The following is a 25,851-nucleotide window of genomic DNA, read 5'->3' as shown; positions in this document are numbered from 1 at the left end:
CAGTGATTCAGATCGCGTTGTGCGTTTTCAGCCAGCCCAGGCCCGCTTCGGTGGTGGTCAGCGGCTTGTATTCCGCGCCCACCCAGCCCTGGTAGCCGATGCGGTCCAGGTGCTCGAACAGGAAGCGGTAGTTGATCTCACCGGTGCCGGGTTCGTTGCGGCCTGGGTTGTCGGCCAGCTGGATGTGGTTGATCAGTTTCAGGTTGGCTTCCATGGTGCGAGCCAGGTCACCTTCCATGATCTGCATGTGGTAGATGTCGTACTGCAGGAACAGGTTGTCGCTGCCGACTTCGGCCTGGATTTCCAGGGCCTGTTTCGTGGTGTTCAGGTAGAAGCCTGGGATGTCGCGGGTGTTGATCATTTCCATGACCAGGCGGATCCCGGCCGCTTTGAGCTTGTCGGCGGCGTAGCGCAGGTTTTCCACGAAGGTCTTGCGCACGTCGGCGCACTGCAGGCCTTGAGGGCGAATACCGGCCAGGGCATTGACCTGGGTGTTGCCCAGGACCTTGGCGTATTCGATGGCCTTGTCGACACCGGCGCGGAACTCTTCGACACGGTCAGGGTGGCAGGTGATGCCGCGTTCACCCTTGGCCCAATCGCCGGCCGGCAGGTTGAACAGCACCTGGGTCAGGCCATTGGCGTCCAGCTGCTGCTTGATTTCGGCTGCGCTGAAGTCGTACGGGAAGAGGTATTCGACGCCGCTGAAACCAGCGTCGGCGGCAGCCTTGAAGCGGGCCAGGAAGTCCTGTTCGGTGAACAGCATGGACAGGTTGGCAGCGAAGCGAGGCATGGGTTGTCTCCTTGCGATGAAGGCCCCCAGGGCAAGCCCGGGGGCGTCAGGCGATCAGTCCAGCAGCGAGATGGCGGTTGGCGCGTCGTTACCGACCAGGGCCAGGTCTTCGAACTCGTTGACCGCGTTGATCTCGGTGCCCATGGAAATGTTGGTCACACGTTCGAGGATCACTTCGACCACGACCGGTACGCGGAACTCTTCGGCCATCTTCTGTGCCTTGAGCAGGGCAGGGGCGATCTCGGCCGGCTCGAACACGCGGATGGCCTTGCAGCCCAGGCCTTCGACCACGGCGACGTGGTCGACACCGTAGGTGGCAGCGTCGGTCGAGTTGATGTTCTCGAACGCCAGTTGTACACAGTAATCCATGTCGAAGCCACGCTGCGCCTGACGGATCAGGCCCAGATAGGCGTTGTTCACCAGCACGTGGACGTAAGGCAGGTTGAATTGCGCGCCGACGGCCAGCTCTTCGATCATGAACTGGAAGTCGTAGTCACCCGACAGCGCGACCACCTTGCGCTTCGGATCGGCCTTGACCACGCCCAGCGCGGCAGGAATGGTCCAGCCCAGCGGGCCGGCCTGGCCACAGTTGATCCAGTGGCGTGGCTTGTACACGTGCAGGAACTGCGCACCGGCGATCTGCGACAGGCCGATGGTGCTGACGTAGCAGGTGTCCTTGCCGAACACCTGGTTCATCTCTTCGTACACGCGCTGCGGCTTGACCGGCACGTTGTCGAAGTGGGTCTTGCGCTGCAGGCTGGCCTTGCGCTGCTGGCAGTCTTCCAGCCAGGCCTTGCGGCACTTCAGCTTGCCAGCGGCTTTCCACTCGCGGGCCACTTCGAGGAACACGTCCAGGGCCTTGCCGGCGTCGGAAACGATCCCCAGGTCCGGGGTGAACACGCGGCCAATCTGGGTCGGCTCGATGTCCACGTGCACGAACTTGCGGCCTTCGGTGTAGACGTCGACGGAACCGGTGTGGCGGTTGGCCCAACGGTTACCGATACCGAACACCAGGTCGGATTTGAGCAGGGTGGCGTTGCCGTAGCGGTGCGAAGTCTGCAGGCCGACCATGCCGACCATCTGTGCGTGGTCGTCCGGGATGGTGCCCCAGCCCATCAGGGTCGGGATTACCGGTACGCCGGTCAGTTCGGCGAACTCGACCAGCTTGTCGCTGGCGTCGGCGTTGATGATGCCACCACCGGCTACCAGCAGCGGGCGCTCGGCGTCATTGAGCAGGGCCAGGGCTTTTTCGGCCTGAACGCGGGTGGCGGACGGTTTGTTGATTGCCAGCGGTTCGTAGGCGTCGATGTCGAATTCGATCTCGGCCATCTGCACGTCGAACGGCAGGTCGATCAGCACCGGGCCTGGGCGGCCGGTACGCATTTCATAGAAGGCCTTCTGGAAGGCGTAGGGCACTTGGCCTGGCTCCAGAACGGTGGTCGCCCACTTGGTGACTGGCTTGACGATATTGGTGATGTCGACAGCCTGAAAGTCTTCCTTGTGCAGGCGGGCACGGGGAGCCTGGCCGGTGATGCAGAGAATCGGGATGGAGTCGGCCGAAGCGCTGTACAGGCCGGTGACCATGTCGGTGCCGGCTGGGCCGGAGGTACCGATACACACGCCGATGTTGCCTGGGTTGGCCCGGGTGTAGCCCTCGGCCATGTGCGAGGCGCCTTCGACGTGACGAGCGAGGACATGATCGATGCCACCGACTTTCTTCAGGGCCGAATACAGCGGGTTGATGGCAGCCCCCGGGATGCCGAACGCGGTATCTACACCTTCACGGCGCATGACCAGAACGGCTGCATCGATTGCTCTCATTTTGCTCATGGTTTGTGCCTCATTGATTTTGTAATTGTATACAACTTGCTTTGTGCCAGAGTGTATTCATGGCTGGCCGCTCAGGTCAACGGGTTTTCGTCGGACAGGATCCCTTTCGTTCGAGCGCCCGTGAAAACGGTGGTTTGCGGTCTCGCATACGATCGTTTCAATTTATTGTATACAAAAATTAATTCAGTTGTGTTCTATTGGTTCATCGATTTTTCACCTGCCCTCAGGGCTTCTCACAACAAGAAGAGGACCTTTCCATGAACGCTTTGAACCTGAAAGTCGCGGTCAGCCTGGTGAACGCCGCGTTGGCGGCGGGCCGCGCAATCAATGCCGCCCCCCTGACCGTGGCCGTGCTGGATGCCGGTGGGCACCTGCTCGCCTTGCAACGCGAGGACGGCGCCAGCCTGATTCGCCCGGAAGTGGCCACGGGCAAGGCTTGGGGTGCGATTGCCCTGGGCAAGGGCTCGCGCCTGCTGGCGCTGGATGCGCAGCAACGGCCGACGTTTTTCGCCGCGTTGAACGGCTTGGGCGAGCGGCCGGTGGTGCCGGCGCCGGGTGGCGTGCTGATTCGTGATCAGGATGGAAAGGTGCTGGGAGCGGTGGGGATCAGCGGCGATACATCGGATATCGACGAGCAGTGCGCGATCAGTGCGATCGAAGAGGTGGGGTTGAAGGCGGATGCGGGTGTAGCGGCGTAAGGCTTGAGATTGTAGGGGGCCGCAAAGCGGCCCCACTGGTCCTGTCAGGCAGCTTCAGGCTCACAGCCCTTGAGCACCATGCGGATGATGGTGTCGGCCGCAGCATCGTAATCGCTGTCGGCCAGCCTGGCCTTGCCGGTCACGGCTGAAATCTGCCAATCGAAATCGGCGTAGGTCTGGGTCGCGGCCCAGATGCTGAACATCAGGTGGTGGGCATCGACATGGGCGATCTGCCCGCGGTCGATCCAGCGCTGGATGCACTCGATGTTGTGCCGGGCCTGCTCGTTCAACTGCTCCACCTGGCTTGGCGACAGGTGCGGCGCGCCATGCATGATTTCGCTGGCGAACACTTTCGAGGCATGGGGCAGGTCACGCGAAATGCGGATCTTCGAGCGGATGTACGCACTCAATACTTCTTTCGGATCACCGTCGGCATTGAACGGCGTCGACGCCTGCATGATCGGCGCGATGATGCTCTCCAGGACCTCGCGGTAGAGGTTGTCCTTGGATTTGAAGTAGTAATACACGTTCGGCTTGGGCAGGCCGGCCTTGGCGGCGATGTCACTGGTCTTGGTGGCGGCGAAGCCCTTGTCGGCGAATTCTTCACTGGCTGCGCGCAGGATCAGTTCCTTGTTGCGCTCGCGAATGGTGCTCATGGTCAGGGATCTTCCTCGTGTCTGGCCACCTCTAAGAGGGATCGGGCATGGTAGCACCGCGCCCGACGGGCGCTCAAGGCAGGGGCTTTGGGCTAGAATCCGGCAAATCGACTCATTTGGACACAAACAAACATGGCAGGAAGCAGTTTACTGGTACTGATCGACGATATCGCCACGGTGCTCGACGATGTGTCGGTGATGACCAAGGTTGCGGCGAAGAAGACCGCAGGCGTACTGGGCGACGACCTGGCGCTCAATGCCCAGCAGGTCACCGGGGTGCGTGCCGATCGCGAGCTCCCGGTGGTATGGGCGGTGGCCAAGGGCTCGCTGGTGAACAAGGCGATCCTGGTGCCGGCAGCGCTGTTGATCAGCGCGTTCATCCCTTGGGCGGTGACGCCACTGCTGATGCTCGGCGGCGCCTACCTGTGTTTCGAGGGCTTCGAGAAGCTGGCGCACAAGTTTCTGCACAGCAAGGAAGAGGACCAGCTGCATCACGAGGCACGCAAGGAGGCTGTGGCCGATGCCGCTGTCGACCTGGTAGCGTTCGAGAAAGCCAAGGTCAAGGGTGCGGTGCGTACTGACTTCATCCTCTCTGCCGAGATCATCGCCATTACCTTGGGCATCGTCGCCGACACGCCGCTGACGCAGCAGATCATCGTGCTTTCGGGCATCGCGGTGGTCATGACCATCGGTGTGTATGGGCTGGTGGGGGGGATCGTCAAGCTTGACGACCTGGGGCTGTGGATGACCCAGAAATCCTCAGCGCTGTCCCGTTCGATCGGCAATGGCATCCTGCGCGCCGCGCCCTACATGATGAAGAGCCTCTCGGTGATCGGTACTGCGGCGATGTTCCTGGTCGGTGGCGGGATTCTGGTACACGGCGTGGCGCCCTTGCATCATGCGATCGAGGCATTCAGCGAGGGGCGCGGTGGGGCGCTGACCAGCGGCTTGCTCAATGGCCTGGCCGGTGTGCTGGCCGGAGCCGTGGTGCTGGCGGTGGTGGCTGTTGCGGGGAAACTGTGGCGGGCGCTGCGGCCCGCCACATGAGGGCTCACTTGCCAGCAGCGACGCCTTGTTCTTCGGGCTTCCAGGCCAGCAGGCCCTGGCTGAAGCCGTAGGCCGCACTCTGGTAATAGGCGATTGCCCGACGGATCAGCGGGTTGTCGCTGGCAACCGTGGTTTCCCGGCTCTTGCCCAGCGCGTCTGCATGCACACGCATGCCGCCACGCGGGCTGAGAATGGCCAGGTCGCTGCCGTCGAACAGCCCCAGGTGCTGGTAGTTGCCGATCAGCACCCGTGGCGGCAGGTCGTCTTGCTTGAGCAGGTCGCGGCCGAAGAAGGTCGAGGTGTAGTCGAAGTTGAGCAGGCCCAGCAGGGTAGGAGCCAGGTCGATCTGGCTGGCCAGCTTGCTGTCTTCGCGGGGCTCGATCATTTTGGGCGCATAGATCCACAGCGGGATCTGATAGTTGTTCACCGGCAGGTCCTCGACCCCGGCACTGCCGGCCGTGTGGTCGGCGACAAACACGAACAAGGTGTTGTCGAACCATGGCTTGCCCTTGGCTTCCTTGAGGAACTGAGCGATGGCATGGTCGGTGTACTTCACCGCGCCTTCGCGGCCGTCGCCTGACGGAATGTCGATGCGGCCATCCGGGTAGGTGTAGGGGCGGTGGTTCGAGGTGGTCATCAACTGCAGGAAGAACGGCTTCTGTCGGGCGTGATCGGCATCGGCCAGCTTGAGGGTCTGCCGGTACAGGTCCTCGTCGGCCATGCCCCAGGCATTCTTGAAGCTGATTTCGCTTTCATCGACGCTGCTCTGGTCGACGATGCGGTAGCCGTTGCCGCTGAAGAAGGCATTCATGTTGTCGAAATAGCCGCGCCCGCCGTAGACGAATACGGCGTCATAGCCTTTGGCGGTGAGTTGCTGGCCAAGGCTGGCGTAGCCGCTTTCGCGGCCGATGCGCTTGACGATCGAGCGGCCCGGGGTAGGCGGGATCGACAGGGTGATGGCTTCCAGGCCGCGGTCGGTACGGGTGCCGGTGGCATAGAAATTGTTGAAGTACAGGCTCTCGCGGCGCAGGGCATCGAGGTTCGGCGTGAGGTTGCGCGCATCACCGTTGCTGCCCATGTACTTGGCGCTGAAGCTTTCGATGGTCACCAGGATGATGTTCGGCGTGCGCTGCTCGCCGTTGGCATTGATGTGGCGGCGGATGTCCTGGGGTTCCTGGCCTTGGAATTGTGCATTGGGTTCGGCCAGCTCCTGGTGCATCTGCGCGCCGATTTCGCCGGCGCCGAGGCTGGCGTAGAACTGGGTGTAGTCCAGTTCGTTGTTACGGAAGGCTGCGAAGAACTGGTACGGGCCGTTGCTGGCCAGTTCGCGCTGATAGGCATTGCCGCCCTGGCCGCGCGGGAACTGCTGGTCGATCACCACGATGTTGAGGCCGACCAATACCGCCAGTACAGCCAGCCCGGACAAGCGCTGACGCGAGGTGGCGGCGGGGCCGGCGAGTGCCTGGGCCAGTGGCTTGCGCAACGCCAGGCCGAGCAGGACCGCAGCCACCGCGATGCCGCTGAGCAATGCGGGCAGTGGGTAGGATTCGCGGATGTTGTCCAGCACTTCCTTGGAATAGACCAGGTAGTCGACAGCGATGAAGTTGAAGCGTACGCCGAATTCGTCCCAGAACAGCCACTCAGCCACGGCAACGAACAGCATCACGAACAGGCTGACCACCAGCAAGCCGCCGAGCAGCCAGCGGTTGGCACGCGAGCGCCACAATCGGTTCGGGCAAAGCGCCAGGTACAGGCCCAGAGGCAGGGCCGTGTAGATCAGGAAGCTCAGGTCGTAGATCGCCCCATCGAAGAAGATCGAGAAATAATTGCCGCTGACCTCATCTAGATGAGTCACCAGCAATATGAGTCGTGTCAGCAGAAAGATGCCGAACCAGGTTGAGCAAACGAGCAGCAGATAGCGCCACGGCGCGGCGAGGGGAGTACGCATCAAGTTGGCCTGTTTTATTTCTTGGTTGTGCGAGGGCAACTAGTCTAGTCGAAAAGTTGCAAAAAAAATGTCAAAAATCTACGGCGCACGAGGGTGACGGCTTTATAGTGGTAACTTGCCAATTCAGACTTGATCGGGAGGGGGCACATGTTCGGTGTACTGACTTACGACGCCTATCACTTGGCGCTCTACCTGCTCACCGCGCTGGCGTGGGGGGCTTTGGGCTTTGGTTTCCTGCTGCGTAGCAGCGACGCTCAGGCCCTTTACAAGTGTTGTGCGATGCTCGGCCTGGCATTGGCGATCAATGCGGTAATGCTGGTGCTGGATATCTTCCGGGTAATCCCGCACCACGAAGTGGAGTTGGTATTGCTGATGCTTGGCATGTTACTGCCGATGGTCATATTTTTGACTTTCAAGGCAATATTTTTTGTAAGTAAGACTAATCTCAAAAAGCTGTAAGTTTAAACTTACAAGGCGGCTCCATGACCGCGCCGTCAGATAACGGCGCTGTCACGTTTCAGCCGATCAGAAGTGTACTTTCACCAGGAAGCTCATGGTGTTCTGGTCAGTGGTAAAGCCATCGCTGTCCTTGATGCCGTACTTGTCCTTCCAGTAATCGTACTCGACACCGACATACAGCTGCTTCTCGCCCAGGTGCAGGGCCTTGCCCAGGTCGTACTTGATCTGCGGGTTGAAGTGCAGGTTGGCGTGGTAGGTGCCGTGACGGTTCTCGTCGTTGTCGACGACCCAGTCCATGAAACCGTCGATCAGCACATCGGAGTCACCGACCGGAATGGTGTAGGACCAGACCGGAGTAATCTGCCAGACATTGTTACCCGCGCGGCTGCCTTCAGGCATGCGGTTGTAGAAGTTCAGCTGGAAGTAGTCGAAGCCCGGAATGTTCAGGTCGAAGCCCGGGCCGATCAGGTACGAGTCGACGTCACCTTCGCCAAACTCGTAGGTCGCGGCCAGCAGCACGTCCTTGACCGGGCCAAACTCAAGCTTCTGGTCGAAGATCTTGCCAAACGACAGGCGCGGGCTGAATTCGCCGTAGTAGCTGTTGGGGCCGTTGTTGGCGTCCTTCTTGCCCTGGTAGAAAATCTTGTCAACGAAGAAGAAGTTGTCGCCGTACTTCCAGCCATCGGCATGCTCGAAGGTGAAGGTTTGCTGGATCTCTGGGTTGACCTTGAAGTTCTTGCCCCACAGGTAGGTCAGGCTGTTGTTCTGCCACTGCAGCAGGTCGCCGGCGAAGGTGGTGCCGCAGGCCAGCAGGCCGCCCGCGAGAATCAGGCTGTTGATGGTACGCATTGCGAGTGTCGCTCCCTTGATTGATCTGTTGTCAGCGCTCGTTGGCGCTTTTTTGTCTTTTGAGTCAGCTTTTTTCGATTGGCCACAACTATTTGGCAAGAGCTGCGCCAACTTTTCGGGGTTAGCTGCTACCTTCCTGCTCGACTCGTTCTGAACGGATGAAAATGGGTATTTCAGGCTGGCAACACGTCGGCCAACCGCCCGAATTCATTGACTGAGCGGTCAGTAAACGCCGGCAGAATCCATTGTGCCGTGATCGAGGGGGCGCGCAGATTACTGGCTTGCGCGCCGCGCCTCAAGTGCTCCGTCCTGGAGCACGGTGATACAAACTTGGGCGCTTGGTCAGATTTTCAGAAGTGTACTTTGATCAGCGCGCTGGCGACACTTTGATTACTGTCCAGATTGCCGCGGCTGTCGATGCCGTACTTGTCTTTCCAGTAGCTGTACTCGAAGCCGACGTAGAGCTGTTTGGCACCGATATTCAGGGCCTTGCCCAGGTCGTATTTGACCTGCGGGTTGAAGTGCAGGTTGGCATGGTAGGTGCCCCGTTTGTTCTGGTCGTTGTCGGTGACCCAGTCCATGTAACCGTCGATCAGAATGTCGGATTTGCCCACAGGGATGGTGTAGGACCAGCCGGGGGTAATCTGCCAGACGTTGTCACCGGGGCGGCTGCCTTCGGTGTTGCGCACATAGAAATTCAGCGTGAAGTAGTTGAAGCCGGGAATGTCCAGGTCGAAGCCGGGGCCGATCAGGTAGGCCTCGTTGTCGCCTTCGCCGCGTTCGTAGGTCATGGCCAGCAGCACGTCCTTGACCGGGCCGAAGGCGAGCTTCTGGTCGAAGATCTTGCCGAAAGAAAGGCGCGGGCTGAACTCACCGTAGTAGGTGGTCACGCCTTTGCCGGGATCGGGTTTGCCGTTGTAGAAGATCTTGTCGACGAACATGAACGTGTCGCCGTACTTCCATTTGTTGGCATGCTCGAAGGTGACGGTCTGCTGGATGCTCGGGTTGACCTTGAAATCCTTGCCATACAGGTAGGTCAGGCTTTCGCCATGCCACAGCAGCCAATCGCCTGCATGGGCGGGGAGGGTGGCCAGCAGGCTGCTGCCCAACAGCAGGCTTGATGCAATGCGCTTCATGTTGTGATTCCCGGACTTATTGTTTTTGTTGGCGGTTTTTTCGGCGCGCAGGCGCCCCGAGCGGCCCATTCCGGCGGGCCGACGGTGAAACGGTTACTGCGGAATGTGAGCAGGGGCGGCACACTGCGCCGCCCCGCTCAGGGCTCAATGCTGGTGGCAGGCGTCGTTATGCACGGCGCGCTCGGCACCACCGAGGATGTTGAACAGCACGTTGAGCACCAGGGCACTGACCGTGGCCATGGCGATCCCGCTGTGGGTGATGGGCTCCATCCACTGCGGCATCTGTGCAAAGAACTCCGGCTTGACCACGGGAATCAGGCCGAAGCCGACGCTCACCGCCACCAGCAGCTGGTTGCGGCGGTCGCCGATGTCGGCTTCCTGGAGGATCTTGATCCCGGTGGCGGTGACCATGCCGAACATGGCGATGGACGCGCCGCCCAATACTGCAGGCGGGATCGAGGCGATCAGGAAGGCCGCCTTGGGCAACAGGCTGAGCATGATCAGCAGCGCACCGGCCATTACCGTGACGTAACGGCAACGTACGCCAGTCATTTGCACCAGGCCGATGTTCTGGGCGAACGAGGAGTGGGTGAAGGTGTTGAAGAAACCGGCGACGAACGACGCACCGGCATCGCACAACAGGCCGCGACGCAGCATTCCAGGTGTCACTTCACGGTCTGTCACCTTGCCCAGGGCGAGGAACATGCCCGTCGACTCGACGAAGATGATCACCACCACCAGGCACATCGACAGGATCGGCGCCAGGCTGAAGGTCGGCATGCCGAAGTGCAGTGGCGTCACCACTTGCAGCCACGGCGTGTCGCCCAGGCCCGACAGGTCGACCATGCCGATGGAGCCGGCCAGGATGTAGCCAAGGCCCATGCCCACCAGCACCGACACGTTGACCCAGAAGCCACGCATGAAGCGGTTGATCAACAGGATGACTGCCAGCACCAGGCCAGCCACCAGCAGGTAGATCGGCGAACCGAAGGTCGTGGCGTCCTGGCCACCACCGGCCCAGTTGACCGCTACGGGGAACAGCGACAGGCCAATCGAGGTGATCACCGTACCGGTGACCAGGGGCGGGAAGAAGCGTACGACCTTGGACATGAACGGCGCGATCAGCATGCCGAAGAACCCGGCAGCGATGGTCGCGCCGAAGATCCCTTGCAGGCCGACGCCCGGCATGCCGGCCATGGCCACCATGCTGCCGACGGCCGCAAAACTGGCACCCATCATCACCGGCATGCGGATCCCGACCGGGCCGATACCGAACGACTGGATGATGGTGGCGACACCGGCGACCAACAGGTCGGCGTTGATCAGGAAAGCAACTTCTTCACGGGACAAACCAGCGGCCTGGCCGATGATCAGAGGGACGGCGATCGCCCCCCCGTACATCAGCAACACATGTTGCAGGCCAACCAGGATCAGTTGGAACAGGGGCAGAGGCTGTCGCGGCGGCGCAACTGGGATGTACGCCTTGCGTGACTCGGACATGCAGCACCTCGAGTTTTGTTTTTATTCTCGGATCCAAGCGCCGGTCGCAAGCGGCGGGCCAAGGCAGCCCGGGTTTCCCGCCAGCAGTCGAACGCTCGATGCTTGCTTGTTGCGTATGTCTTGAAGCAGAGGCCGGATCAACCGGCCTCTTCGCGGGCAAGCCCACTCTCCAGGGAGAGCGGGGTGCCCGGTGGATCAGTTGACCTGAGCGCCTTTGGCGATCCAGTCGCCGACGAGCTTGCGCTCTTCGGCGGTCATCTGGGTGATGTTGCCCAGCGGCATGATCTGGCTGGCGACCGCTTGCGCCTGAATGCGCGCGGCCTGGGCCTGGATCTGCTGCGGGGTGTCGAACATCACGCCGGCCGGTGCTGCGCTGAACAGTGGGCTGGTCGGTTTCGACGAGTGGCACACGCTGCAGCGTTCCTGGATGACTTTATGGATCTTCTCGAAGTCGCCACCGGCGGCCTGAGCCGTTGCCTGGGCCGGGGCCTCGGCGGGTGCGGCTGGCGCTTCGGCGGCCTTGGCGGCTTCTTCAGCGCGCAGTTCGGCGGCGGTCTTGCCCCCGACGGCGGTGGCTGGCAGTGGCTGGTACTCGACCTTCGCTGCGGCCTGCTCAGGGCTGACGGCCATCGGCTTGGGGCCGGTGACGTAGGCCAGGCAGATCATCGCCAGGGCACCGACCGGCAGGGTCCAGGCGTACTTGTTGCTGTCGTGGCGGGTGTTGAAGTAGTGGCGGATCAGAACCGCGGCTACTGCGATACCGGCCAGGATCAGCCAGTTGTACTGGCTACCGTAGGTGCTCGGGAAGTGGTTGCTGATCATGATGAACAGCACCGGCAGGGTGAAGTAGTTGTTGTGACGCGAGCGCAGCAGGCCCTTGGCCGGCAGTACCGGGTCCGGTGTCTGGTTGTTCTCGATCGCCGCTACCAGCTGGCGCTGGGCCGGCATGATGATGCGGAACACGTTGCCGACCATGATGGTGCCGATGATCGCGCCGGTGTGCAGGTAGGCACCGCGGCCGCTGAACACCAGGCTGAAGCCGAAGCAGGCGGCAATGATCAGGACGAACAGCACGGCGCCGAGCAGGGCAGGGTGCTTGCCCAGCGGCGAGTCGCACAGGAAGTCGTAGATGAACCAGCCGGCAACCAGCGAACCGATACCGATGGCCACGCCTTCGGCACCGCTCAGGGTGCTGCCGGGGGCCAGCAGGTACAGGCTCGGGTTCCAGTAGAACACCACGCACAGCAAGGCGATACCGGACATCCAGGTGAAGTAGGCTTCCCATTTGAACCAGTGCAGGTTCTCGGGCATTTTCGGGGGTGCGAGCTTGTATTTCTCCAGGTGGTAGATACCACCGCCGTGAATCGCCCAGAGATCACCCGATAACCCATCGCGCGGGTTGCTTCGGTTCAGGTGGTTCTCCAGCCAGACGAAGTAGAACGATGCACCGATCCAGGCCACGCCGGTGATCATGTGAACCCAGCGAATGCTCAGGTTCAGCCATTCGTGAAGGTGTGCTTCCACAGTATGTACCTCTGCCGATCACCGTGAACGATGACCGACCTTTTCTTATTGGTGGGGATTGAGGATCAGCATCTGTTCCTCGGTGAAGTAATGCTCATCGCAGTTGTTGCCAGAACCGCTGCGATCAACCACCAGGAAGTCATCCCGCTTTTCGATCGTCAGCACCGGGTGGTGCCAGACGCCGCGATGGTAATTAACGCCCTGCCTGCCGTTACTACGGAAGGCACGGACCAAGCCTGATACAGGTGCATCGCCAACGGGCGCGACCACGATCAGAAAGGGGTTGCCGAGCAGCGGGATGAAAGCCTGGCTGCCCAGCGGATGGCGTTCCAGCATGCGTACGGTCAGCGGCATGTCCTGCGCGTCGGCGCGGAAGATGCTGATGATCGCCTTGTCCTCGGGCTCGGCGGTCTCGACCGTGGCGAGCTTGTGGAAGCGCATGGTCGAGCCGTTGTTGATCATGAAGTGATCGCTGCCATCGGTTTCGATCACGTCTCCGAATTCGGCGAAGGCTTCTTTGGTCAGGGGCTCGATCATCAGGGTGCGCATGCGGATATCTCTTCTATTGTTCGATGTGCTGAATTAGGTTCGGCTGTTGCTTACAGCTGCAACAGGCGGAACAGGGCGATCAGGTTGATCTGCGCCAGGGCTTCCTTGAATTCGGCATCGGCATCGTTATGGATGCGTTTTTCGAAGGAAGCGAGGATCTGGTGCCGGTTGCTGCCTTTCACCGCCATGATGAACGGGAACTGGAACTTGGCCTTGTAGGCGTCGTTCAGCTCGGTGAAACGGGCGAACTCTTCGGCGGTGCACTGGTGGATACCGGCGCCGGCCTGCTCGTTGGTGCTCGATTCGGTCAGCTCGCCCTGGATGGCGGCCTTGCCGGCCAGGTCCGGGTGAGCGTTGATCAGCGCCAACTGGTCGGCGTGGTTGGCGCTGAGCAGGATGTCGCTCATGCGCTGGTGCAGCGCCTCGATCTCGTCCAGTTCGCCCAACTGGCCCAGGTCGTAGGCTTTTTCGGCGACCCATGGCGAGTGCTCATAGATGTCCGCGAACGCCGCGACGAAGGCGTCACGGGACAGCGCGGAGGGCTTGAGGGTCTTGAAGGCGGTCATCAGGCGTTCTCTTTCTTGTACGGGTGGGTGGCGTGCCAGTGGCGGGCGATGTCCACGCGGCGGGCGAACCAGACCTGGTCGTGGCTCTTGGCGTAGTCGACGAAGCGCTTGAGCGCAGCCAGGCGTGCCGGGCGGCCGACCAGGCGGCAGTGCAGGCCGATGGACAGCATCTTCGGCGCTTCGGCGCCTTCGGCGTACAGCACGTCGAACGCGTCTTTGAGGTACTGGAAGAACTGTTCGCCGCAGTTGAAGCCCTGCACCTGGGTGAAGCGCATGTCGTTGGTGTCGAGGGTGTACGGGATCACCAGGTGCGGCTTGCCGGTCGGGTTGTTCGGTTCCCAGTACGGCAGGTCGTCGTCATAGGTGTCGCTGTCATAGAGGAAGCCCCCTTCCTCCATGACCAGACGGCGGGTGTTCGGGCCGGTGCGGCCGGTGTACCAGCCCAGGGGGCGCTCGCCGGTGATTTCGGTGAGGATGCGGATGGCTTCGAGCATGTGCTCGCGCTCCTGGGCCTCGTCCATGTTCTGATAGTCGATCCAGCGGTAGCCGTGGCTGCAGATCTCGTGGCCTGCTTCGGCCATGGCGCGGATCACATCGGGGTGGCGCTGGGCGGCCATGGCCACGGCGAAGATGGTCAGCGGTACGCCGCTGTCCTTGAACAGCTTGAGCAGGCGCCACACACCGGCGCGGCTGCCATACTCGTACAGCGATTCCATGCTCATGTTGCGCTGGCCCTGCAGCGGCTGGGCAGCGACCATCTCGGAGAGGAAGGCTTCGGACTCTTTGTCACCGTGCAGGATGTTGCGTTCGCCGCCTTCCTCGTAGTTGAGGACGAAAGACAGCGCGATGCGAGCGTTGCCCGGCCATTGCGGGTGAGGAGGGTTGTTGCCGTAACCGATCAGGTCGCGAGGATAGTCAGCGCTCACTGCAGTCTTCCTTCTTGTGTGTTAGTGCGGGGTGGGCGGGGCCGCGTCGGGATGTCGCACCACCGGATGGGCTGATTGTATACAACTTCTGAAATCTTTTGTAAGCCTGTTTTTCCGCATTTCTTCCCTTTTGTCGCATGAGAATCCGTTGCAAGAAACCTGCCTGTTTGGTCAGTTAATGGCATTAGGCTCTGCACAGCGCCTGTATTTGTGACTGATGGCTGGTTGGCGGGGCTCGCGACGCAAGGGCTTAAAAAATTGTGTACAATCTAGCGCTGAAATGTCTTAATGGCCTCATTCCCGCACATCGCAGGCCCCATGCTGGGGCATTGGCTGTGTATTTTTTGCCCATAGATTGAACAAGAGGCGACAAGCAGATGGGACGTTTGACCACACACGTACTGGATGCCGCGCATGGCTGCCCAGGCAGCTCGATCAAGGTCGAGCTGTACCGCGTCGAAGGCCAGCAACTGGAGCTGGTGAACACTGCCCTGACCAACAGCGATGGCCGCGTCGACGCCCCGCTGCTGCAGGGTGACGATTACCGTACTGGTGTCTACCAGCTGCAGTTCAGTGCTGGCGCCTACTACCGTGCCCGCGGCGTGCAGCTGCCGGACACGGCGTTTTTGGATGTTGTCGTGCTGCGTTTCGGCATCGATGAAAAGCAGGAGCACTACCACGTGCCGCTGCTGATCTCGCCGTACAGCTATTCGACCTACCGCGGAAGCTAGTTGGTCGCTAGAAGAATCTTCGTAGGTCCTTTGGCCCGCTCTCACACTGGCGGGCTTTTTTTCGTCTGGTGTATTGGTTTCCTGCAGTTTGAGTCAGCAGTGCGGTATGACTGACACTTTTGTCAGTAGTCACCTCTGTGCGACCTTGTCATGATCAGCGTACCTGCAGAAGGTGAGGAACTCGGCTGATGAACCTGAACAATGCCTATTCGCCCTATGGTTTACGAAGCACACAAATCACACCGCCCGGGTTACTCGGCTTCAATGGCCAGGTTTTTCACAATACAGTGCAGGGCTATGCGCTCGGGAACGGGCATCGTGTGTATAATCCAAGGTTGATGCGGTTCATCAGTCCAGACGCCTTGAGCCCATTTCTCAAGGGCGGCATCAACGCTTATGGTTACTGCCTGAATGATCCTGTCAACGGGCACGACCCCAGTGGCAAAAATCCCTTTTTCGGAAATACCGTAAAAAGAGCTTCGGGTTTGATTAAGCAGGTCGCTAATCGTTATAAAGCACTGACTGCCGACGAGGGATTAAAGAATAACCAATACTGGAATATGGCCGAAGAGATGGCCTACGCGAAAAAGCAAGTAAAAGAAAGCTCGACGTTGTACAGGGTTATTACCAGCAAGAACGGATTCGATCAACTGGAGCCTGGGTGGCACCACAAGTTTGTACAGACCACAGAGCGCAAGATCGTCGTGTTCAGCAGTAAGGATGATGATACGATGCCGAGTCACGGCAGTCTCGCTGAGTTTTCTGGGCTTGGGTTTGGCACGAAAGGCCTTGGCAAGACAGCGATAGTCGCAGGGTATATTATCGTCGGCCCCGATGGTAAAATTTTATTTAATCACTATTCTGGCCATTTTCAGACACCGTTCCAGAGCCTGCATGAATTAAACGACTTTCTGGGAACGGTCGGTGTTGAGGCGCATTACATCCGTATTTTTGGATTTTGACACTTTATTAAGCTGCCAGCTTTGTGCCGTGTGCTTCGGGTGCCTTGGTCGCGCAGTGGTCTGTTCAAGTATGCGTTTTTGACAATGGGCGCCTAAGCGCCCATTGCGGAGGTTGGGGAGTCAGAGGAATACAAACTTCGCAATGAATATCACGCACAGCACCCACAGGCTGGCGGAGATTTCCTTGTATTTGCCAGTGCCTGCCTTCAACGCTACATAACTGATGAAGCCCAAGGCGATACCATCAGCGACCGAGAAGGTCAGCGGCATCATGATCACCGTGACGATCGCCGGAATGCTGTCCGTCGCTTCATCCCAATGAATGTGCGCCATGCTGCCCATCATCAGCATCGCCACATAGATCAACGCGCCGGCAGTTGCGTAAGCCGGAATCATCCCGGCCAGTGGTGCAAAGAACATCGCGGCAACGAACAGAATGCCCACCACCACCGCCGTCAGGCCAGTACGACCACCTGCGGCTACACCTGCGGCACTTTCCACATAGCTGGTCACCGGTGGTACGCCGACCACCGCACCGAACACGCTCGAAGCACTGTCAGCCTTCAATGCCCGCGACAGGTTTTCGATGCGCCCGTCCGGCGCCACCAGGTTCGCCCGCTGGGCCACGCCCATCAGGGTGCCAGCGGTGTCGAACATGTGCACGAACAGGAAGGCCAGCACCACGCTGATCATGCTGACGTTGAACACGCCAGCCACGTCCATGGCCATCCAGGTCGGTGCCAGGCTCGGCGGCATCGACATCACCCCGCCGAATTTGACCAGGCCCAGGCCCCAGCCCGCCAGGGTGACGCCGATGATGCTGATCAGGATCGCCCCGAACACCCGCTTGTAGCTGAGGATGGCGATCAGCAGGAAGCACAGCGCCGCCAGCAGTGGCCCTGGTTCATGCAGCGAGCCCAGCTTGATCAGGGTGGCCGGGCTGTCGACGATGATGCCCGCTGTCTTCAGGCCGATCAGCCCGAGAAACAATCCGACGCCGGCCCCCATGGCATGGCGCAGGCTCACCGGGATGCTGTTGAGCAGCCATTCGCGCACGCGGGACAAGGTCAGGAACATGAACAGCACGCCGGAGACGAACACCGCCCCCAGCGCCGTTTCCCAGTTGTAGCCCATGGTGCCGACCACGGTGTAGGTAAAGAAGGCATTGAGCCCCATGCCCGGCGCCAGGCCCACCGGCCAGTTGGCGTACAGGCCCATCAGCAGGCAGCCCAGCGCGGCGGCGATGCAGGTAGCGACGAAGGCGGCGCCGTGGTCGATGCCGGCGTCGGCCATGATGTTGGGGTTGACGAAGATGATGTAGGCCATGGTGATGAAGGTGGTCACCCCGGCGATCAGTTCGGTTTTGACGGTGCTGCCGTGTTGCTTGAGTTTGAAAATCCGCTCCAGCCAGCTCGTTTCGAGCGGTGGCGCGAGATCCAGCGTAGGGGCTTCGGATTTGCGGCTTTCCACAGCGAGTACTCCTCAAGTCTTTCTTGTTGTTGTGGGAGCCAGGGTCCTGAGCAATGCACTTGGTGGCTCCTCGAGGGAAGGCAGACGTCTGACGCGTTTTGTTGACTCACGGGTCAAGATGTTGCTCGGTGGATTATGCTTTTGTGTACAAAGAATGCAAATAATGTTTTATGTTTTGTACGCGCAATGCGTCGTACAACGGCTATATAGGTAAAACGCCCCCTGCGGAATCGCCTCAGCCTGTGTACAATGGCGCCATACTTTCTCTTCGTGCCTCGAGAGCCCATGAACGAACAGCTGCAACCTCTGAAAAAACCTGCGCGCACTGGCAAGGCCGGCCGCAGTGGTACCCAGGACGACATCGTCTACGCGCACATCTTCGAGGCTATCCTCGAGCAGCGATTGGCGCCGGGCACCAAGTTGAGCGAGGAAGCGCTGGGCGAGATCTTTGGCGTCAGCCGCACCATCATCCGCCGCGCCCTGTCGCGCCTTGCTCACGAAAGCGTGGTGCTGCTGCGGCCCAATCGCGGTGCGGTGGTGGCCAGCCCGACGGTGGAAGAGGCCCGCCAGGTATTCTTCTCGCGGCGCATGGTCGAACGCGCCATCACCGAGCTGGCCGTGCAGCACGCGACGCTGGAGCAGCTCAACGAACTGCGCCAGATGGTGCGCGAGGAGCGTGACAGCTTCTCGCGTGGCGACCGCGGTGCCGGCATCAGACTTTCCGGCGAGTTCCACCTCAAGCTGGCCGAGGCCGCTGGCAATGCACCCTTGGTGAGCTTCCAGCGCAGCCTGGTCTCGCAGACCTCGCTGATCATTGCCCAGTACGAAACCGGCACCCGGTCGCATTGCTCGTATGACGAGCACATGCAGCTGATCGATGCCATCGAGGCGCGCGATGCCGAACAGGCGGTCAGCCTGATGATGCACCACATGGACCACATCGACAGCAAGCTGAACCTTGACGAGGAAAGCGCCTCGGACGACCTGCACGCGGTGTTCTCGCACCTGCTGAAGAAACCAAAGGTGTCGGCCAAGGGCTGATCCTGACCTAGGTATTGAAAGGGCCGCTCTGCGGCCCTGTTTGGTTACTGGCCAATAGCCAAAGCTCTGCTAAATTCTTGTGAGCAAACCTTCATCAAGCAGTTGGGCTTGCGCATCCATTGCGTTCCACTTCTTGAGGATAGGTCGATGACCATGTCTCTGGGTACACGGATGGGGGCCGAGCTGGTCGGCACCTTCTGGTTGGTTCTGGGTGGTTGTGGCAGTGCCGTACTCGCAGCCAGTTCTCCGGTCGGCATCGGTGTGCTCGGTGTCGCCTTCGCCTTCGGTCTCACCGTCCTGACCATGGCCTTCGCCATCGGTCATATCTCCGGTTGTCATCTCAACCCCGCCGTGTCGTTCGGGCTGGTGGTCGGTGGCCGCTTCCCGGCCAAAGAGCTGTTGCCCTACGTGATTGCCCAGGTGATCGGCGCCATCCTGGCGGCTGGCGTGATCTACCTCATTGCCAGTGGCAAGACCGGATTCGAACTGTCCGCGGGCCTGGCGTCCAACGGCTACGCTGACCATTCGCCCGGTGGCTACACACTGGGCGCGGGCTTCATCAGTGAAGTGGTGATGACCGCAATGTTCCTGGTAGTGATCATGGGTGCCACTGATGCGCGTGCCCCGGCAGGCTTCGCGCCGATCGCCATCGGCCTGGCCCTGACCCTGATCCACCTGATCTCGATCCCGGTGACCAATACCTCAGTGAACCCCGCGCGTAGCACGGGGCCGGCGTTGTTCGTCGGCGGCTGGGCCCTGCAGCAGCTGTGGCTGTTCTGGGTGGCGCCGCTGATCGGAGCTGCGATCGGCGGCGCGCTGTACCGGGCGCTGGCGAAACAACCTTAGCGCTGGTGCACGCAACGCCCGGCGGCGTAGGTTTCGCGTACGGTGCGGTCGTCGCCCAGGGTGGTCAGCACGAACAGGGTTTCTTCGATGCTGCCGGACTGCTGAATGCGGTAGTCCAGCAGCGGCGTGGCCTTGTAGTCAAGTACCACGAAGTCGGCGTCGTTGCCCGGGCGCAGGCTGCCGATACGGTCGTCCAGGCGCAAGGCGCGAGCGCCACCTAGGGTGGCCAGGTACAGCGATTTGTACGGGTGCAGGCGCGCGCCTTGCAGCTGCATCACTTTGTAGGCCTCGTTCAAGGTGTTGAGCAGCGAGAAGCTGGTGCCAGCGCCAACGTCCGTGCCCAGGCCCACGTTGACCTTGAAGCGCTCAGCCTGGGGCAGGTTGAACAGGCCGCTGCCGAGGAACAGGTTGGAGGTGGGGCAGAAGGCCACGGCCGAGCCGGTTTCGGCCAGGCGCTGGCATTCGCTGTCGCACAGGTGCACGCCGTGGGCGAACACCGAGCGCTCGCTGAGCAGCTCGAAGTGGTCGTAGACGTCCAGGTAGCCCTTCTGCTCAGGGAACAACGCCTTGACCCAGTCGATTTCCTTGAGGTTCTCGGAAAGGTGGGTGTGCATGTACAGGCCCGGGTATTCCTTCAGCAGCTGACCGGCCAGGGTTAATTGCTCCGGTGTGCTGGTCGGGGCGAAGCGTGGGGTCACGGCGTAGTGCAGGCGGCCCTTGCCGTGCCAGCGTTCGATCAACTGCTTGCTCTCGGTGTAGCCGGACTCGGCGGTGTCGGTCAGGTAGTCCGGGGCGTTGCGGTCCATCATCACCTTGCCGGCAATCATTCGCAGGTCCAGGCGCTCGGCTTCTTCGAACAGGGCATTGACCGACTGCGGGTGCACGCTGCCGAACACCAGGGCAGTGGTGGTGCCGTTGCGCAGCAGCTCCTTGAGGAAGATCTTCGCCACCTTGTCGGCGTGATCCTTGTCGGCGAACTGTTTTTCGCAAGGGAAGGTGTAGGTATTGAGCCAGTCCAGCAGTTGCTCGCCGTAGGAGCCGATCATGCCGGTCTGCGGGAAGTGGATATGGGTATCAATGAAACCCGGGGTGATCAGCGCGTCCTGGTAATGCACCACTTCCATGTCGGCCGCCAGGCTCGGTAGCAGCTCGCTGGCGGGGCCGACGGCGCTGATGCGGCCATCGTCGATCACCAGCAGGCCGTCCTCGAAATACTCATGGGAAGCGTCCAGGCCTACCTCGGCCGGGTCGGCGATGCTGTGCAGGATGGCGGCACGGTAGGCTTTGCGGGTAACGGTCATAACTCACTCGTCAAATGGCTTGGCTGCGGCGGGAAGGCGGCAGCAACTGGGCAATGGGGCCGGCATTGGCGGCAGCGTCGTGCTGGCCGAAGCAGGCGTTGTAGGTGGCAATGATTTCGCCGGCGATGGACACGGCAATCTCGATCGGCAGCTTGCCCTTGACCTCGGGCAGGCCCATCGGGCAGCGCATGCGCGCCAGCAGCGCATCGTCGTAGCCGCGCTCGCGCAGGCGGTGCTCGAACTTGACCCGCTTGGTCTTCGAGCCGATCAGGCCGAACCAGGTGAAATCGTTGCGCTTGAGAATGGCGGCGGTCAGTTCCAGGTCGAGCTGGTGGTTGTGGGTCATGACGATGCAGTAGCTGCCTGGCGGCAGGTCTGCGACTTCGTCAACCGGCTCCTCACTGACGACCTTGCTCACCCCGTTGGGGATGAGTTCGGGGAATTCCTGTTCACGCGAGTCGATCCAGCGCACCCGGCAGGGCAGCGCGGCGAGCAAGGGTACCAGAGCGCGGCCGACATGGCCCGCGCCGAACACGGCGATCTCTGCCTGCACAGCAGCCATGGGCTCGAACAGCAGCACGGTGGCCCCACCGCAGCACTGGCCGAGGCTGGCACCGAGGCTGAAGCGCTCCAGGTGCGGGGTGTTGCGGTGCTCTTCGAGCATCTGCCGGGCGATGTGCAGGGCCTTGTATTCCAGGTGGCCGCCGCCGATGGTGTCGAACAGGCCGGTGGCGCTGACGACCATCTTCGAACCGGCGTTGCGCGGGGTCGAGCCGCGCTCCTCGATGATGGTCACCAGCACGCAGGCTTCGCCGCGGGACTGGTGGTCGGCGAGGGCGTTGATCCATTGGTGCATGATTCAGCCTCTCTCAGTCCTTGTGGGAGCGGGTTTACCCGCGAAGGCGGCGGTAAGGCCACTATCGTATTCGCGGGTGAACCCGCTCCCACAGGGGCCTGCGTTGTCAGTGGGTGACGGTTTCCAGTTCCTGTTCAGTCGGTTGCTGCTGGGCCACCGCCTTGCGCATCTGCTCACAACCCCACAACACCCGCTCCGGCGTCGCCGGCGCATCCACCTGTGGCTGCACGCGGTAGTCGGCGATGCTGGCCACGGCGTCCTTGAGGGCGCACCAGGCGGCGATGCCGAGCATGAACGGCGGTTCGCCCACGGCCTTGGAGTGGAACACGGTGTCTTCCGGGTTCTTGCGGTTTTCGACCAGCTTCACCCGCAGGTCCAGCGGCATGTCCGCCACTGCCGGGATCTTGTAGCTGGCCGGGCCGTTGGTCATCAACTTGCCCTTGGCGTTCCATACCAGTTCTTCGGTGGTCAGCCAGCCCATGCCCTGGATGAAGCCGCCCTCGACCTGGCCGATGTCGATGGCCGGGTTCAGCGAGTCGCCCACGTCATGCAGGATGTCGGCGCGCAGCATCTTGTACTCGCCGGTCAGGGTGTCGACGATCACTTCCACGCAGGCAGCCCCGAAGGCGAAGTAGTAGAACGGCCGGCCGCGTGCCTGGCTGCGGTCGTAGTAGATCTTCGGCGTGCGGTAGAAGCCGGTGCTCGACAGCGAAACCTGGGCGAAGTACGCCTGCTGCACCAGTTGCTCGAAGCTGACGATCTGGTCGCGCACGCGCACATGGCCGTTGCGGAACTCGACATCTTCCTCGGTCACCTGGTAGTGCCGCGCGGCAAATTCGGTGAGGCGCTTCTTGAGGATCTCGGCGGCGTTCTGCGCGGCCTTGCCGTTCAGGTCGGCGCCACTCGAAGCTGCGGTTGGCGAGGTATTGGGTACCTTGTCGGTATTGGTGGCGGTGATCTGGATGCGGCTGAAATCGACCTGGAAGACCTGTGCCACCACCTGTGCCACCTTGGTGTTCAGGCCCTGGCCCATCTCGGTACCGCCGTGGTTCAGGTGAATGCTGCCGTCGGTGTAGATGTGGATCAGCGCACCGGCCTGGTTGAGGAAGGTGGCGGTGAACGAAATACCGAACTTGACCGGGGTCAGCGCCAGGCCCTTCTTCAGCACCGGGCTGTTGGCATTGAAGCGGCGGATCGACTCGCGGCGTTCGGCGTAGTCGCTGCTGGCTTCGAGCTCGGCAGTCATTTCTTCGAGCATGTTGTGCTCGACGGTCTGGTAGTAGTGGGTGACGTTGCGCTCGGTCTTGCCGTAATAGTTGGCCTTGCGCACGGCCAGCGGGTCGCGGCCCAGGTGGCGGGCGATGTGGTCCATCACCTGCTCGATGGCGACCATCCCCTGCGGGCCACCGAAGCCGCGGTAGGCGGTGTTGGAGGCGGTGTTGGTCTTGCAGCGGTGGCCGTGCACGGTGGCATCGCCCAGGTAATAGGCGTTGTCGGAGTGGAACATGGCGCGGTCGACGATCGAACCGGACAGGTCGGGCGAGTAGCCACAGTTGCCGGCCAGGTCGAGGTTGATGCCGTGCAGGCGGCCGTCGTCGTCGAAGCCGACGTCGTACTCCACGTAGAACGGGTGGCGCTTGCCGGTCATGGTCATGTCTTCGACCCGGGGCAGGCGCATCTTGGTCGGTTGCCCTGTCAGGCGGGCGATCACCGCGCACAGGCAGGCCGGGCTGGCCGCCTGGGTTTCCTTGCCGCCGAAGCCGCCGCCCATGCGGCGCATGTCCAGTACCACCTTGTTCATTGGCACATCGAGCACTTCGGCGACCAGCTTCTGCACTTCGGTGGGGTTTTGCGTGGAGCAGTAGACGATCATGCCGCCGTCCTCGGTGGGCATCACCGAGGAAATCTGGGTTTCCAGGTAGAAGTGTTCCTGGCCGCCGATGTGCAGGGTGCCTTGCAGGCGGTGCGGGGCGCTGGCCAGGGCTGCGGCCGAGTCGCCGCGCTGGTGGGTGTGGCTGTCGAGCACGAAGTGCTTCTTGCGCAAGGCATCGACCACATCCAGCACCGGCTCCAGGTCTTCGTATTCGACGATGGCGGCCATGGCCGCTCGGCGTGCGGTGTCGAGATCGCAAGCCGCCACGGCGAGCACCGGTTGGCCGAAGAATTCGACCTTGTCGATGGCTAGCAGCGGGTCGCCGGCCACCACCGGGCCGATGTCCTTCAGCCCTGGAATGTCTTCGTGGGTAATGGCGATGCGCACGCCTTCGAAGGCGTAGCAGGGCGAGGTGTCGATGCGCAGGATGCGCGCATGGGCGCGGTCTGCGGTGCGCGCATAGACGTGCAGTTGATTGGGGAATTCCAGGCGGTCGTCAATGTATACCGCTTCGCCCGACACATGCTTGTCGGCACTGTCGTGCTTGACGCTGCGGCCGACCCCGGTGGTCAGGTCCTGGCTGAACAGTTCGGCCATCTCGGCCTGGCTCTTGGCTGCGTGATGGTTAGACATAGTCGGTCACCCGGGTCTCGATGTAGGGCGTTTGCTGTTCGATGTAGTACTTGCGCAACAGGTTTTGCGCGGTCAGCAGGCGGTACTCCTTGCTGGCGCGGAAGTCGCTGAGCGGGGTGAAGTCTTCGGCCAGGGCCTGGCAGGCACGCTCGATGCTGGCCTGGTTCCACGGCTTGCCGCGCAGGGCGGCTTCGCAGGCGCGGGCGCGCTTGGGAATCGCCGCCATGCCACCGAAGGCGATACGCACGCCGCTGACCACACCGTCTTCGATGCTCAGGTTGAAGGCGCCGCAGACAGCGGAGATGTCGTCATCCAGGCGTTTGGACACTTTATAGGCACGGAAGGCCCAGTCGTTGCTGGCGCGTGGCACGATGATCTTCTCGATGAATTCGCTGTCCTGGCGGGCAGTGATGCGGTAGTCGATGAAGTAGTCTTCCAGTGGCATCACCCGCTGGCGCTCGCCCTGGCGCAGCACCACCTGCGCATCCAGAGCGATCAGCAGGGGCGGCGAATCGCCGATCGGCGAGGCGTTGCCGATGTTGCCGCCGAGGGTGCCCTGGTTGCGGATTTGCAGCGAGGCGAAGCGGTGCAGCAGGGCGCCGAAGTCCGGGTATTCCTCGTTGAGTGCGCCGTAGCAGTCGGTGAGCGGGGTGGCGGCGCCGATTTCCAGGTGGCTGGCGGTCTTGTCGATGCGCTTGAGTTCGGCGACGTGGCCTACGTAGATCATCACCGGCAGGGTCTTGTGGAACTGGGTGACCTCCAGCGCCAGGTCGGTACCACCGGCCAGCAGGCGGGCTTCAGGGTGCGAGCTGTACAGGTCGGCCAGGTCGGCCACGGTCAGCGGCACCAGGCAGCGCTTGTCGCCACTGTTGAGTTCGCCGGTCTGGGTAGGCGCAATGGCCTTGAGACGGGCGATGGTCTGTTCTTGCTGGGCGTCGAACTGGTCGCGGCACGGCTGGCGGCAGCTTTGCTCGGCGGCGTCGAGGATCGGGCGATAGCCGGTGCAGCGGCACAGGTTGCCGGCCAGGGCTTCCTGGGCCTGATGCAGGTCAGCGCCCTGGCTGTTCTTCTGCAGGGCGAACAGCGACATGACGAAACCGGGCGTGCAGAAGCCGCATTGCGAACCATGGCAATCGGCCATGGCCTGTTGCACGCTGTGCAGTTGGCCGTTGTGCTTGAGGCCTTCGACGCTGATCAGTTGCTTGCCGTGCAGTGATGAAACGAAGGTCAGGCAGGCGTTCAGGCTGCGGTAGCGCAGGCTGTCCTCGCCCTGTTCGTCCGGGACGAGTTCGCCAACCACCACGGTACAGGCGCCACAGTCGCCACTGGCGCAGCCTTCCTTGGTGCCGGGTTTGCCCAGGTGCTCACGCAGGTACTGCAGCACCGTCATGTTTGGGTCCAGGGCGTGCTCACTACGCAGCTCCTGGTTGACGAGAAACTGGATCACGGGGATGGCCTCGCAATGGTTTTATTGTTGTTGGGCGGACAATAAGCAGACCTGTCGCGGTGGTCAATATTTTTCTGACTCAAAGGTCAGGAAAATGCGCATGTCAACGCCCAGCCGAACGCAGCGCCCATATCACAAGCATAGATCGCGCCGTGTCGCAGACGGGCTGGCAGGGCAAATAAAGCGCCGTGCCCCTCTGCGCGTGCGCCGGGC

At 61.5% G+C, this 25,851-nt stretch carries 23 protein-coding genes; 7 read left to right on the top strand and 16 right to left on the bottom strand.

Features of this window, described 5'->3' with window-relative positions; genetic code table 11:
* Window positions 1-7 precede the first annotated feature (7 nt).
* On the bottom strand, window positions 8-790 hold the full coding sequence (gene hyi / locus ACQKPS_RS23380) for a hydroxypyruvate isomerase (protein ID WP_254484426.1): 783 nt from the start codon (window positions 788-790) through the stop codon (window positions 8-10).
* Between the two features lie 54 nt (window positions 791-844).
* Window positions 845-2,620, bottom strand: a complete 1,776-nt coding sequence (gene gcl, locus ACQKPS_RS23375) for a glyoxylate carboligase (RefSeq protein ID WP_054884142.1) — start codon at window positions 2,618-2,620, stop codon at window positions 845-847.
* A gap of 257 nt (window positions 2,621-2,877) precedes the next feature.
* Between gcl and ACQKPS_RS23370 the strand changes: the two genes are divergently transcribed.
* Entirely contained in the window at window positions 2,878-3,318 is a 441-nt protein-coding gene (locus tag ACQKPS_RS23370; RefSeq protein ID WP_427605698.1) for a GlcG/HbpS family heme-binding protein, read from the top strand.
* A gap of 44 nt (window positions 3,319-3,362) precedes the next feature.
* Here the strand turns inward: ACQKPS_RS23370 and ACQKPS_RS23365 are convergent, their stop codons facing one another.
* Window positions 3,363-3,974: a TetR/AcrR family transcriptional regulator gene (locus ACQKPS_RS23365; RefSeq protein ID WP_054884140.1), complete on the bottom strand. Its 612-nt coding sequence runs from the start codon at window positions 3,972-3,974 to the stop codon at window positions 3,363-3,365.
* Window positions 3,975-4,106: 132 nt separating this feature from the next.
* Between ACQKPS_RS23365 and ACQKPS_RS23360 the strand changes: the two genes are divergently transcribed.
* Complete coding sequence (locus ACQKPS_RS23360) at window positions 4,107-5,021, top strand: DUF808 domain-containing protein (RefSeq protein ID WP_254484427.1); 915 nt, start codon at window positions 4,107-4,109, stop codon at window positions 5,019-5,021.
* 4 nt (window positions 5,022-5,025) lie between these two features.
* Here ACQKPS_RS23360 and ACQKPS_RS23355 read toward each other — a convergent pair whose 3' ends face one another.
* Window positions 5,026-6,969, bottom strand: a complete 1,944-nt coding sequence (locus ACQKPS_RS23355) for an LTA synthase family protein (protein WP_427605697.1) — start codon at window positions 6,967-6,969, stop codon at window positions 5,026-5,028.
* A 147-nt stretch (window positions 6,970-7,116) separates the two neighbouring features.
* Here ACQKPS_RS23355 and ACQKPS_RS23350 point away from each other — a divergent pair, with 147 nt between their 5' ends.
* A complete protein-coding gene (locus ACQKPS_RS23350) occupies window positions 7,117-7,428 on the top strand; it encodes a hypothetical protein (RefSeq protein WP_427605696.1) in 312 nt (103 codons plus the stop codon).
* Window positions 7,429-7,494: 66 nt separating this feature from the next.
* Here the strand turns inward: ACQKPS_RS23350 and ACQKPS_RS23345 are convergent, their stop codons facing one another.
* The 7 genes from ACQKPS_RS23345 to puuE form a co-directional block, all read right to left on the bottom strand.
* Complete coding sequence (locus ACQKPS_RS23345; RefSeq protein WP_283724973.1) at window positions 7,495-8,277, bottom strand: outer membrane protein OmpK; 783 nt, start codon at window positions 8,275-8,277, stop codon at window positions 7,495-7,497.
* Window positions 8,278-8,627: 350 nt separating this feature from the next.
* Window positions 8,628-9,413 carry an outer membrane protein OmpK gene (locus ACQKPS_RS23340; RefSeq protein ID WP_054884195.1) on the bottom strand — a complete coding sequence of 262 codons (786 nt, stop codon included), beginning with the start codon at window positions 9,411-9,413 and terminating at the stop codon, window positions 8,628-8,630.
* Between the two features lie 144 nt (window positions 9,414-9,557).
* On the bottom strand, window positions 9,558-10,913 hold the full coding sequence (locus tag ACQKPS_RS23335; protein ID WP_054884135.1) for a nucleobase:cation symporter-2 family protein: 1,356 nt from the start codon (window positions 10,911-10,913) through the stop codon (window positions 9,558-9,560).
* A gap of 195 nt (window positions 10,914-11,108) precedes the next feature.
* Entirely contained in the window at window positions 11,109-12,437 is a 1,329-nt protein-coding gene (locus ACQKPS_RS23330; protein ID WP_054884134.1) for a urate hydroxylase PuuD, read from the bottom strand.
* Between the two features lie 45 nt (window positions 12,438-12,482).
* A complete protein-coding gene (locus tag ACQKPS_RS23325; protein ID WP_054884133.1) occupies window positions 12,483-12,986 on the bottom strand; it encodes an ureidoglycolate lyase in 504 nt (167 codons plus the stop codon).
* Between the two features lie 50 nt (window positions 12,987-13,036).
* Complete coding sequence (uraD, locus tag ACQKPS_RS23320; protein ID WP_254484435.1) at window positions 13,037-13,552, bottom strand: 2-oxo-4-hydroxy-4-carboxy-5-ureidoimidazoline decarboxylase; 516 nt, start codon at window positions 13,550-13,552, stop codon at window positions 13,037-13,039.
* Window positions 13,552-14,478, bottom strand: a complete 927-nt coding sequence (gene puuE / locus ACQKPS_RS23315; protein ID WP_054884131.1) for an allantoinase PuuE — start codon at window positions 14,476-14,478, stop codon at window positions 13,552-13,554. The genes uraD and puuE overlap by 1 nt, the downstream gene beginning before the upstream one ends.
* Before the next feature lie 377 nt (window positions 14,479-14,855).
* Here puuE and uraH point away from each other — a divergent pair, with 377 nt between their 5' ends.
* Both uraH and ACQKPS_RS23305 read left to right on the top strand, forming a co-directional pair.
* Window positions 14,856-15,209 (top strand): hydroxyisourate hydrolase, encoded by a 354-nt coding sequence (gene uraH / locus ACQKPS_RS23310; RefSeq protein ID WP_054884130.1) that lies wholly within the window; start codon window positions 14,856-14,858, stop codon window positions 15,207-15,209.
* A 188-nt stretch (window positions 15,210-15,397) separates the two neighbouring features.
* A complete protein-coding gene (locus ACQKPS_RS23305; protein ID WP_254484437.1) occupies window positions 15,398-16,171 on the top strand; it encodes an RHS repeat-associated core domain-containing protein in 774 nt (257 codons plus the stop codon).
* 120 nt (window positions 16,172-16,291) lie between these two features.
* Here the strand turns inward: ACQKPS_RS23305 and ACQKPS_RS23300 are convergent, their stop codons facing one another.
* Window positions 16,292-17,641, bottom strand: coding sequence for an NCS2 family permease (locus ACQKPS_RS23300; protein WP_427605695.1), 1,350 nt, complete (start codon window positions 17,639-17,641; stop codon window positions 16,292-16,294).
* A gap of 285 nt (window positions 17,642-17,926) precedes the next feature.
* Here ACQKPS_RS23300 and ACQKPS_RS23295 point away from each other — a divergent pair, with 285 nt between their 5' ends.
* Window positions 17,927-18,682 carry a GntR family transcriptional regulator gene (locus ACQKPS_RS23295; protein WP_110636686.1) on the top strand — a complete coding sequence of 252 codons (756 nt, stop codon included), beginning with the start codon at window positions 17,927-17,929 and terminating at the stop codon, window positions 18,680-18,682.
* Window positions 18,683-18,829: 147 nt separating this feature from the next.
* Window positions 18,830-19,528, top strand: coding sequence for an aquaporin Z (gene aqpZ, locus ACQKPS_RS23290; protein ID WP_427605694.1), 699 nt, complete (start codon window positions 18,830-18,832; stop codon window positions 19,526-19,528).
* On the opposite strand, the gene guaD is transcribed toward aqpZ, so the two are convergent.
* The 4 genes from guaD to xdhA all read right to left on the bottom strand — a co-directional run bounded on the left by guaD (window position 19,525) and on the right by xdhA (window position 25,638).
* Window positions 19,525-20,829: a guanine deaminase gene (gene guaD / locus ACQKPS_RS23285; RefSeq protein ID WP_254484441.1), complete on the bottom strand. Its 1,305-nt coding sequence runs from the start codon at window positions 20,827-20,829 to the stop codon at window positions 19,525-19,527. The two genes, aqpZ and guaD, sit on opposite strands and share 4 nt — an antisense overlap.
* A gap of 10 nt (window positions 20,830-20,839) precedes the next feature.
* A complete protein-coding gene (gene xdhC / locus ACQKPS_RS23280; protein WP_254484443.1) occupies window positions 20,840-21,685 on the bottom strand; it encodes a xanthine dehydrogenase accessory protein XdhC in 846 nt (281 codons plus the stop codon).
* A 106-nt stretch (window positions 21,686-21,791) separates the two neighbouring features.
* Window positions 21,792-24,191, bottom strand: a complete 2,400-nt coding sequence (gene xdhB, locus ACQKPS_RS23275) for a xanthine dehydrogenase molybdopterin binding subunit (protein ID WP_254484445.1) — start codon at window positions 24,189-24,191, stop codon at window positions 21,792-21,794.
* Window positions 24,184-25,638 carry a xanthine dehydrogenase small subunit gene (gene xdhA / locus ACQKPS_RS23270; protein WP_254484447.1) on the bottom strand — a complete coding sequence of 485 codons (1,455 nt, stop codon included), beginning with the start codon at window positions 25,636-25,638 and terminating at the stop codon, window positions 24,184-24,186. Before xdhA ends, xdhB begins: the two co-directional genes overlap by 8 nt.
* Window positions 25,639-25,851 lie beyond the last annotated feature (213 nt).

This window comes from Pseudomonas sp. NPDC086566, assembly GCF_050280885.1.
GTDB lineage: Bacteria > Pseudomonadota > Gammaproteobacteria > Pseudomonadales > Pseudomonadaceae > Aquipseudomonas > Aquipseudomonas vlassakiae.
The sequence above is the reverse complement of the archived record's forward strand: the minus strand, read 5'-3'. Positions and strand labels throughout refer to the sequence as shown.

Bases quoted from the DNA above. Each gene is read 5' to 3' on its own strand.
- ACQKPS_RS23370 (WP_427605698.1), top strand. From the start codon at position 2,878: ATGAACGCTTTGAACCTGAAAGTCGCGGTCAGCCTGGTGAACGCCGCG.
- ACQKPS_RS23345 (WP_283724973.1), bottom strand. From the start codon at position 8,277: ATGCGTACCATCAACAGCCTGATTCTCGCGGGCGGCCTGCTGGCCTGC.
- ACQKPS_RS23365 (WP_054884140.1), bottom strand. From the start codon at position 3,974: ATGAGCACCATTCGCGAGCGCAACAAGGAACTGATCCTGCGCGCAGCC.
- aqpZ (WP_427605694.1), top strand. From the start codon at position 18,830: ATGACCATGTCTCTGGGTACACGGATGGGGGCCGAGCTGGTCGGCACC.
- ACQKPS_RS23295 (WP_110636686.1), top strand. From the start codon at position 17,927: ATGAACGAACAGCTGCAACCTCTGAAAAAACCTGCGCGCACTGGCAAG.
- uraH (WP_054884130.1), top strand. From the start codon at position 14,856: ATGGGACGTTTGACCACACACGTACTGGATGCCGCGCATGGCTGCCCA.
- uraD (WP_254484435.1), bottom strand. From the start codon at position 13,552: ATGACCGCCTTCAAGACCCTCAAGCCCTCCGCGCTGTCCCGTGACGCC.
- ACQKPS_RS23335 (WP_054884135.1), bottom strand. From the start codon at position 10,913: ATGTCCGAGTCACGCAAGGCGTACATCCCAGTTGCGCCGCCGCGACAG.
- gcl (WP_054884142.1), bottom strand. From the start codon at position 2,620: ATGAGCAAAATGAGAGCAATCGATGCAGCCGTTCTGGTCATGCGCCGT.
- ACQKPS_RS23355 (WP_427605697.1), bottom strand. From the start codon at position 6,969: ATGCGTACTCCCCTCGCCGCGCCGTGGCGCTATCTGCTGCTCGTTTGC.
- ACQKPS_RS23350 (WP_427605696.1), top strand. From the start codon at position 7,117: ATGTTCGGTGTACTGACTTACGACGCCTATCACTTGGCGCTCTACCTG.
- ACQKPS_RS23340 (WP_054884195.1), bottom strand. From the start codon at position 9,413: ATGAAGCGCATTGCATCAAGCCTGCTGTTGGGCAGCAGCCTGCTGGCC.
- xdhB (WP_254484445.1), bottom strand. From the start codon at position 24,191: ATGTCTAACCATCACGCAGCCAAGAGCCAGGCCGAGATGGCCGAACTG.
- hyi (WP_254484426.1), bottom strand. From the start codon at position 790: ATGCCTCGCTTCGCTGCCAACCTGTCCATGCTGTTCACCGAACAGGAC.
- ACQKPS_RS23360 (WP_254484427.1), top strand. From the start codon at position 4,107: ATGGCAGGAAGCAGTTTACTGGTACTGATCGACGATATCGCCACGGTG.
- ACQKPS_RS23305 (WP_254484437.1), top strand. From the start codon at position 15,398: ATGAACCTGAACAATGCCTATTCGCCCTATGGTTTACGAAGCACACAA.
- ACQKPS_RS23325 (WP_054884133.1), bottom strand. From the start codon at position 12,986: ATGCGCACCCTGATGATCGAGCCCCTGACCAAAGAAGCCTTCGCCGAA.
- xdhC (WP_254484443.1), bottom strand. From the start codon at position 21,685: ATGCACCAATGGATCAACGCCCTCGCCGACCACCAGTCCCGCGGCGAA.
- guaD (WP_254484441.1), bottom strand. From the start codon at position 20,829: ATGACCGTTACCCGCAAAGCCTACCGTGCCGCCATCCTGCACAGCATC.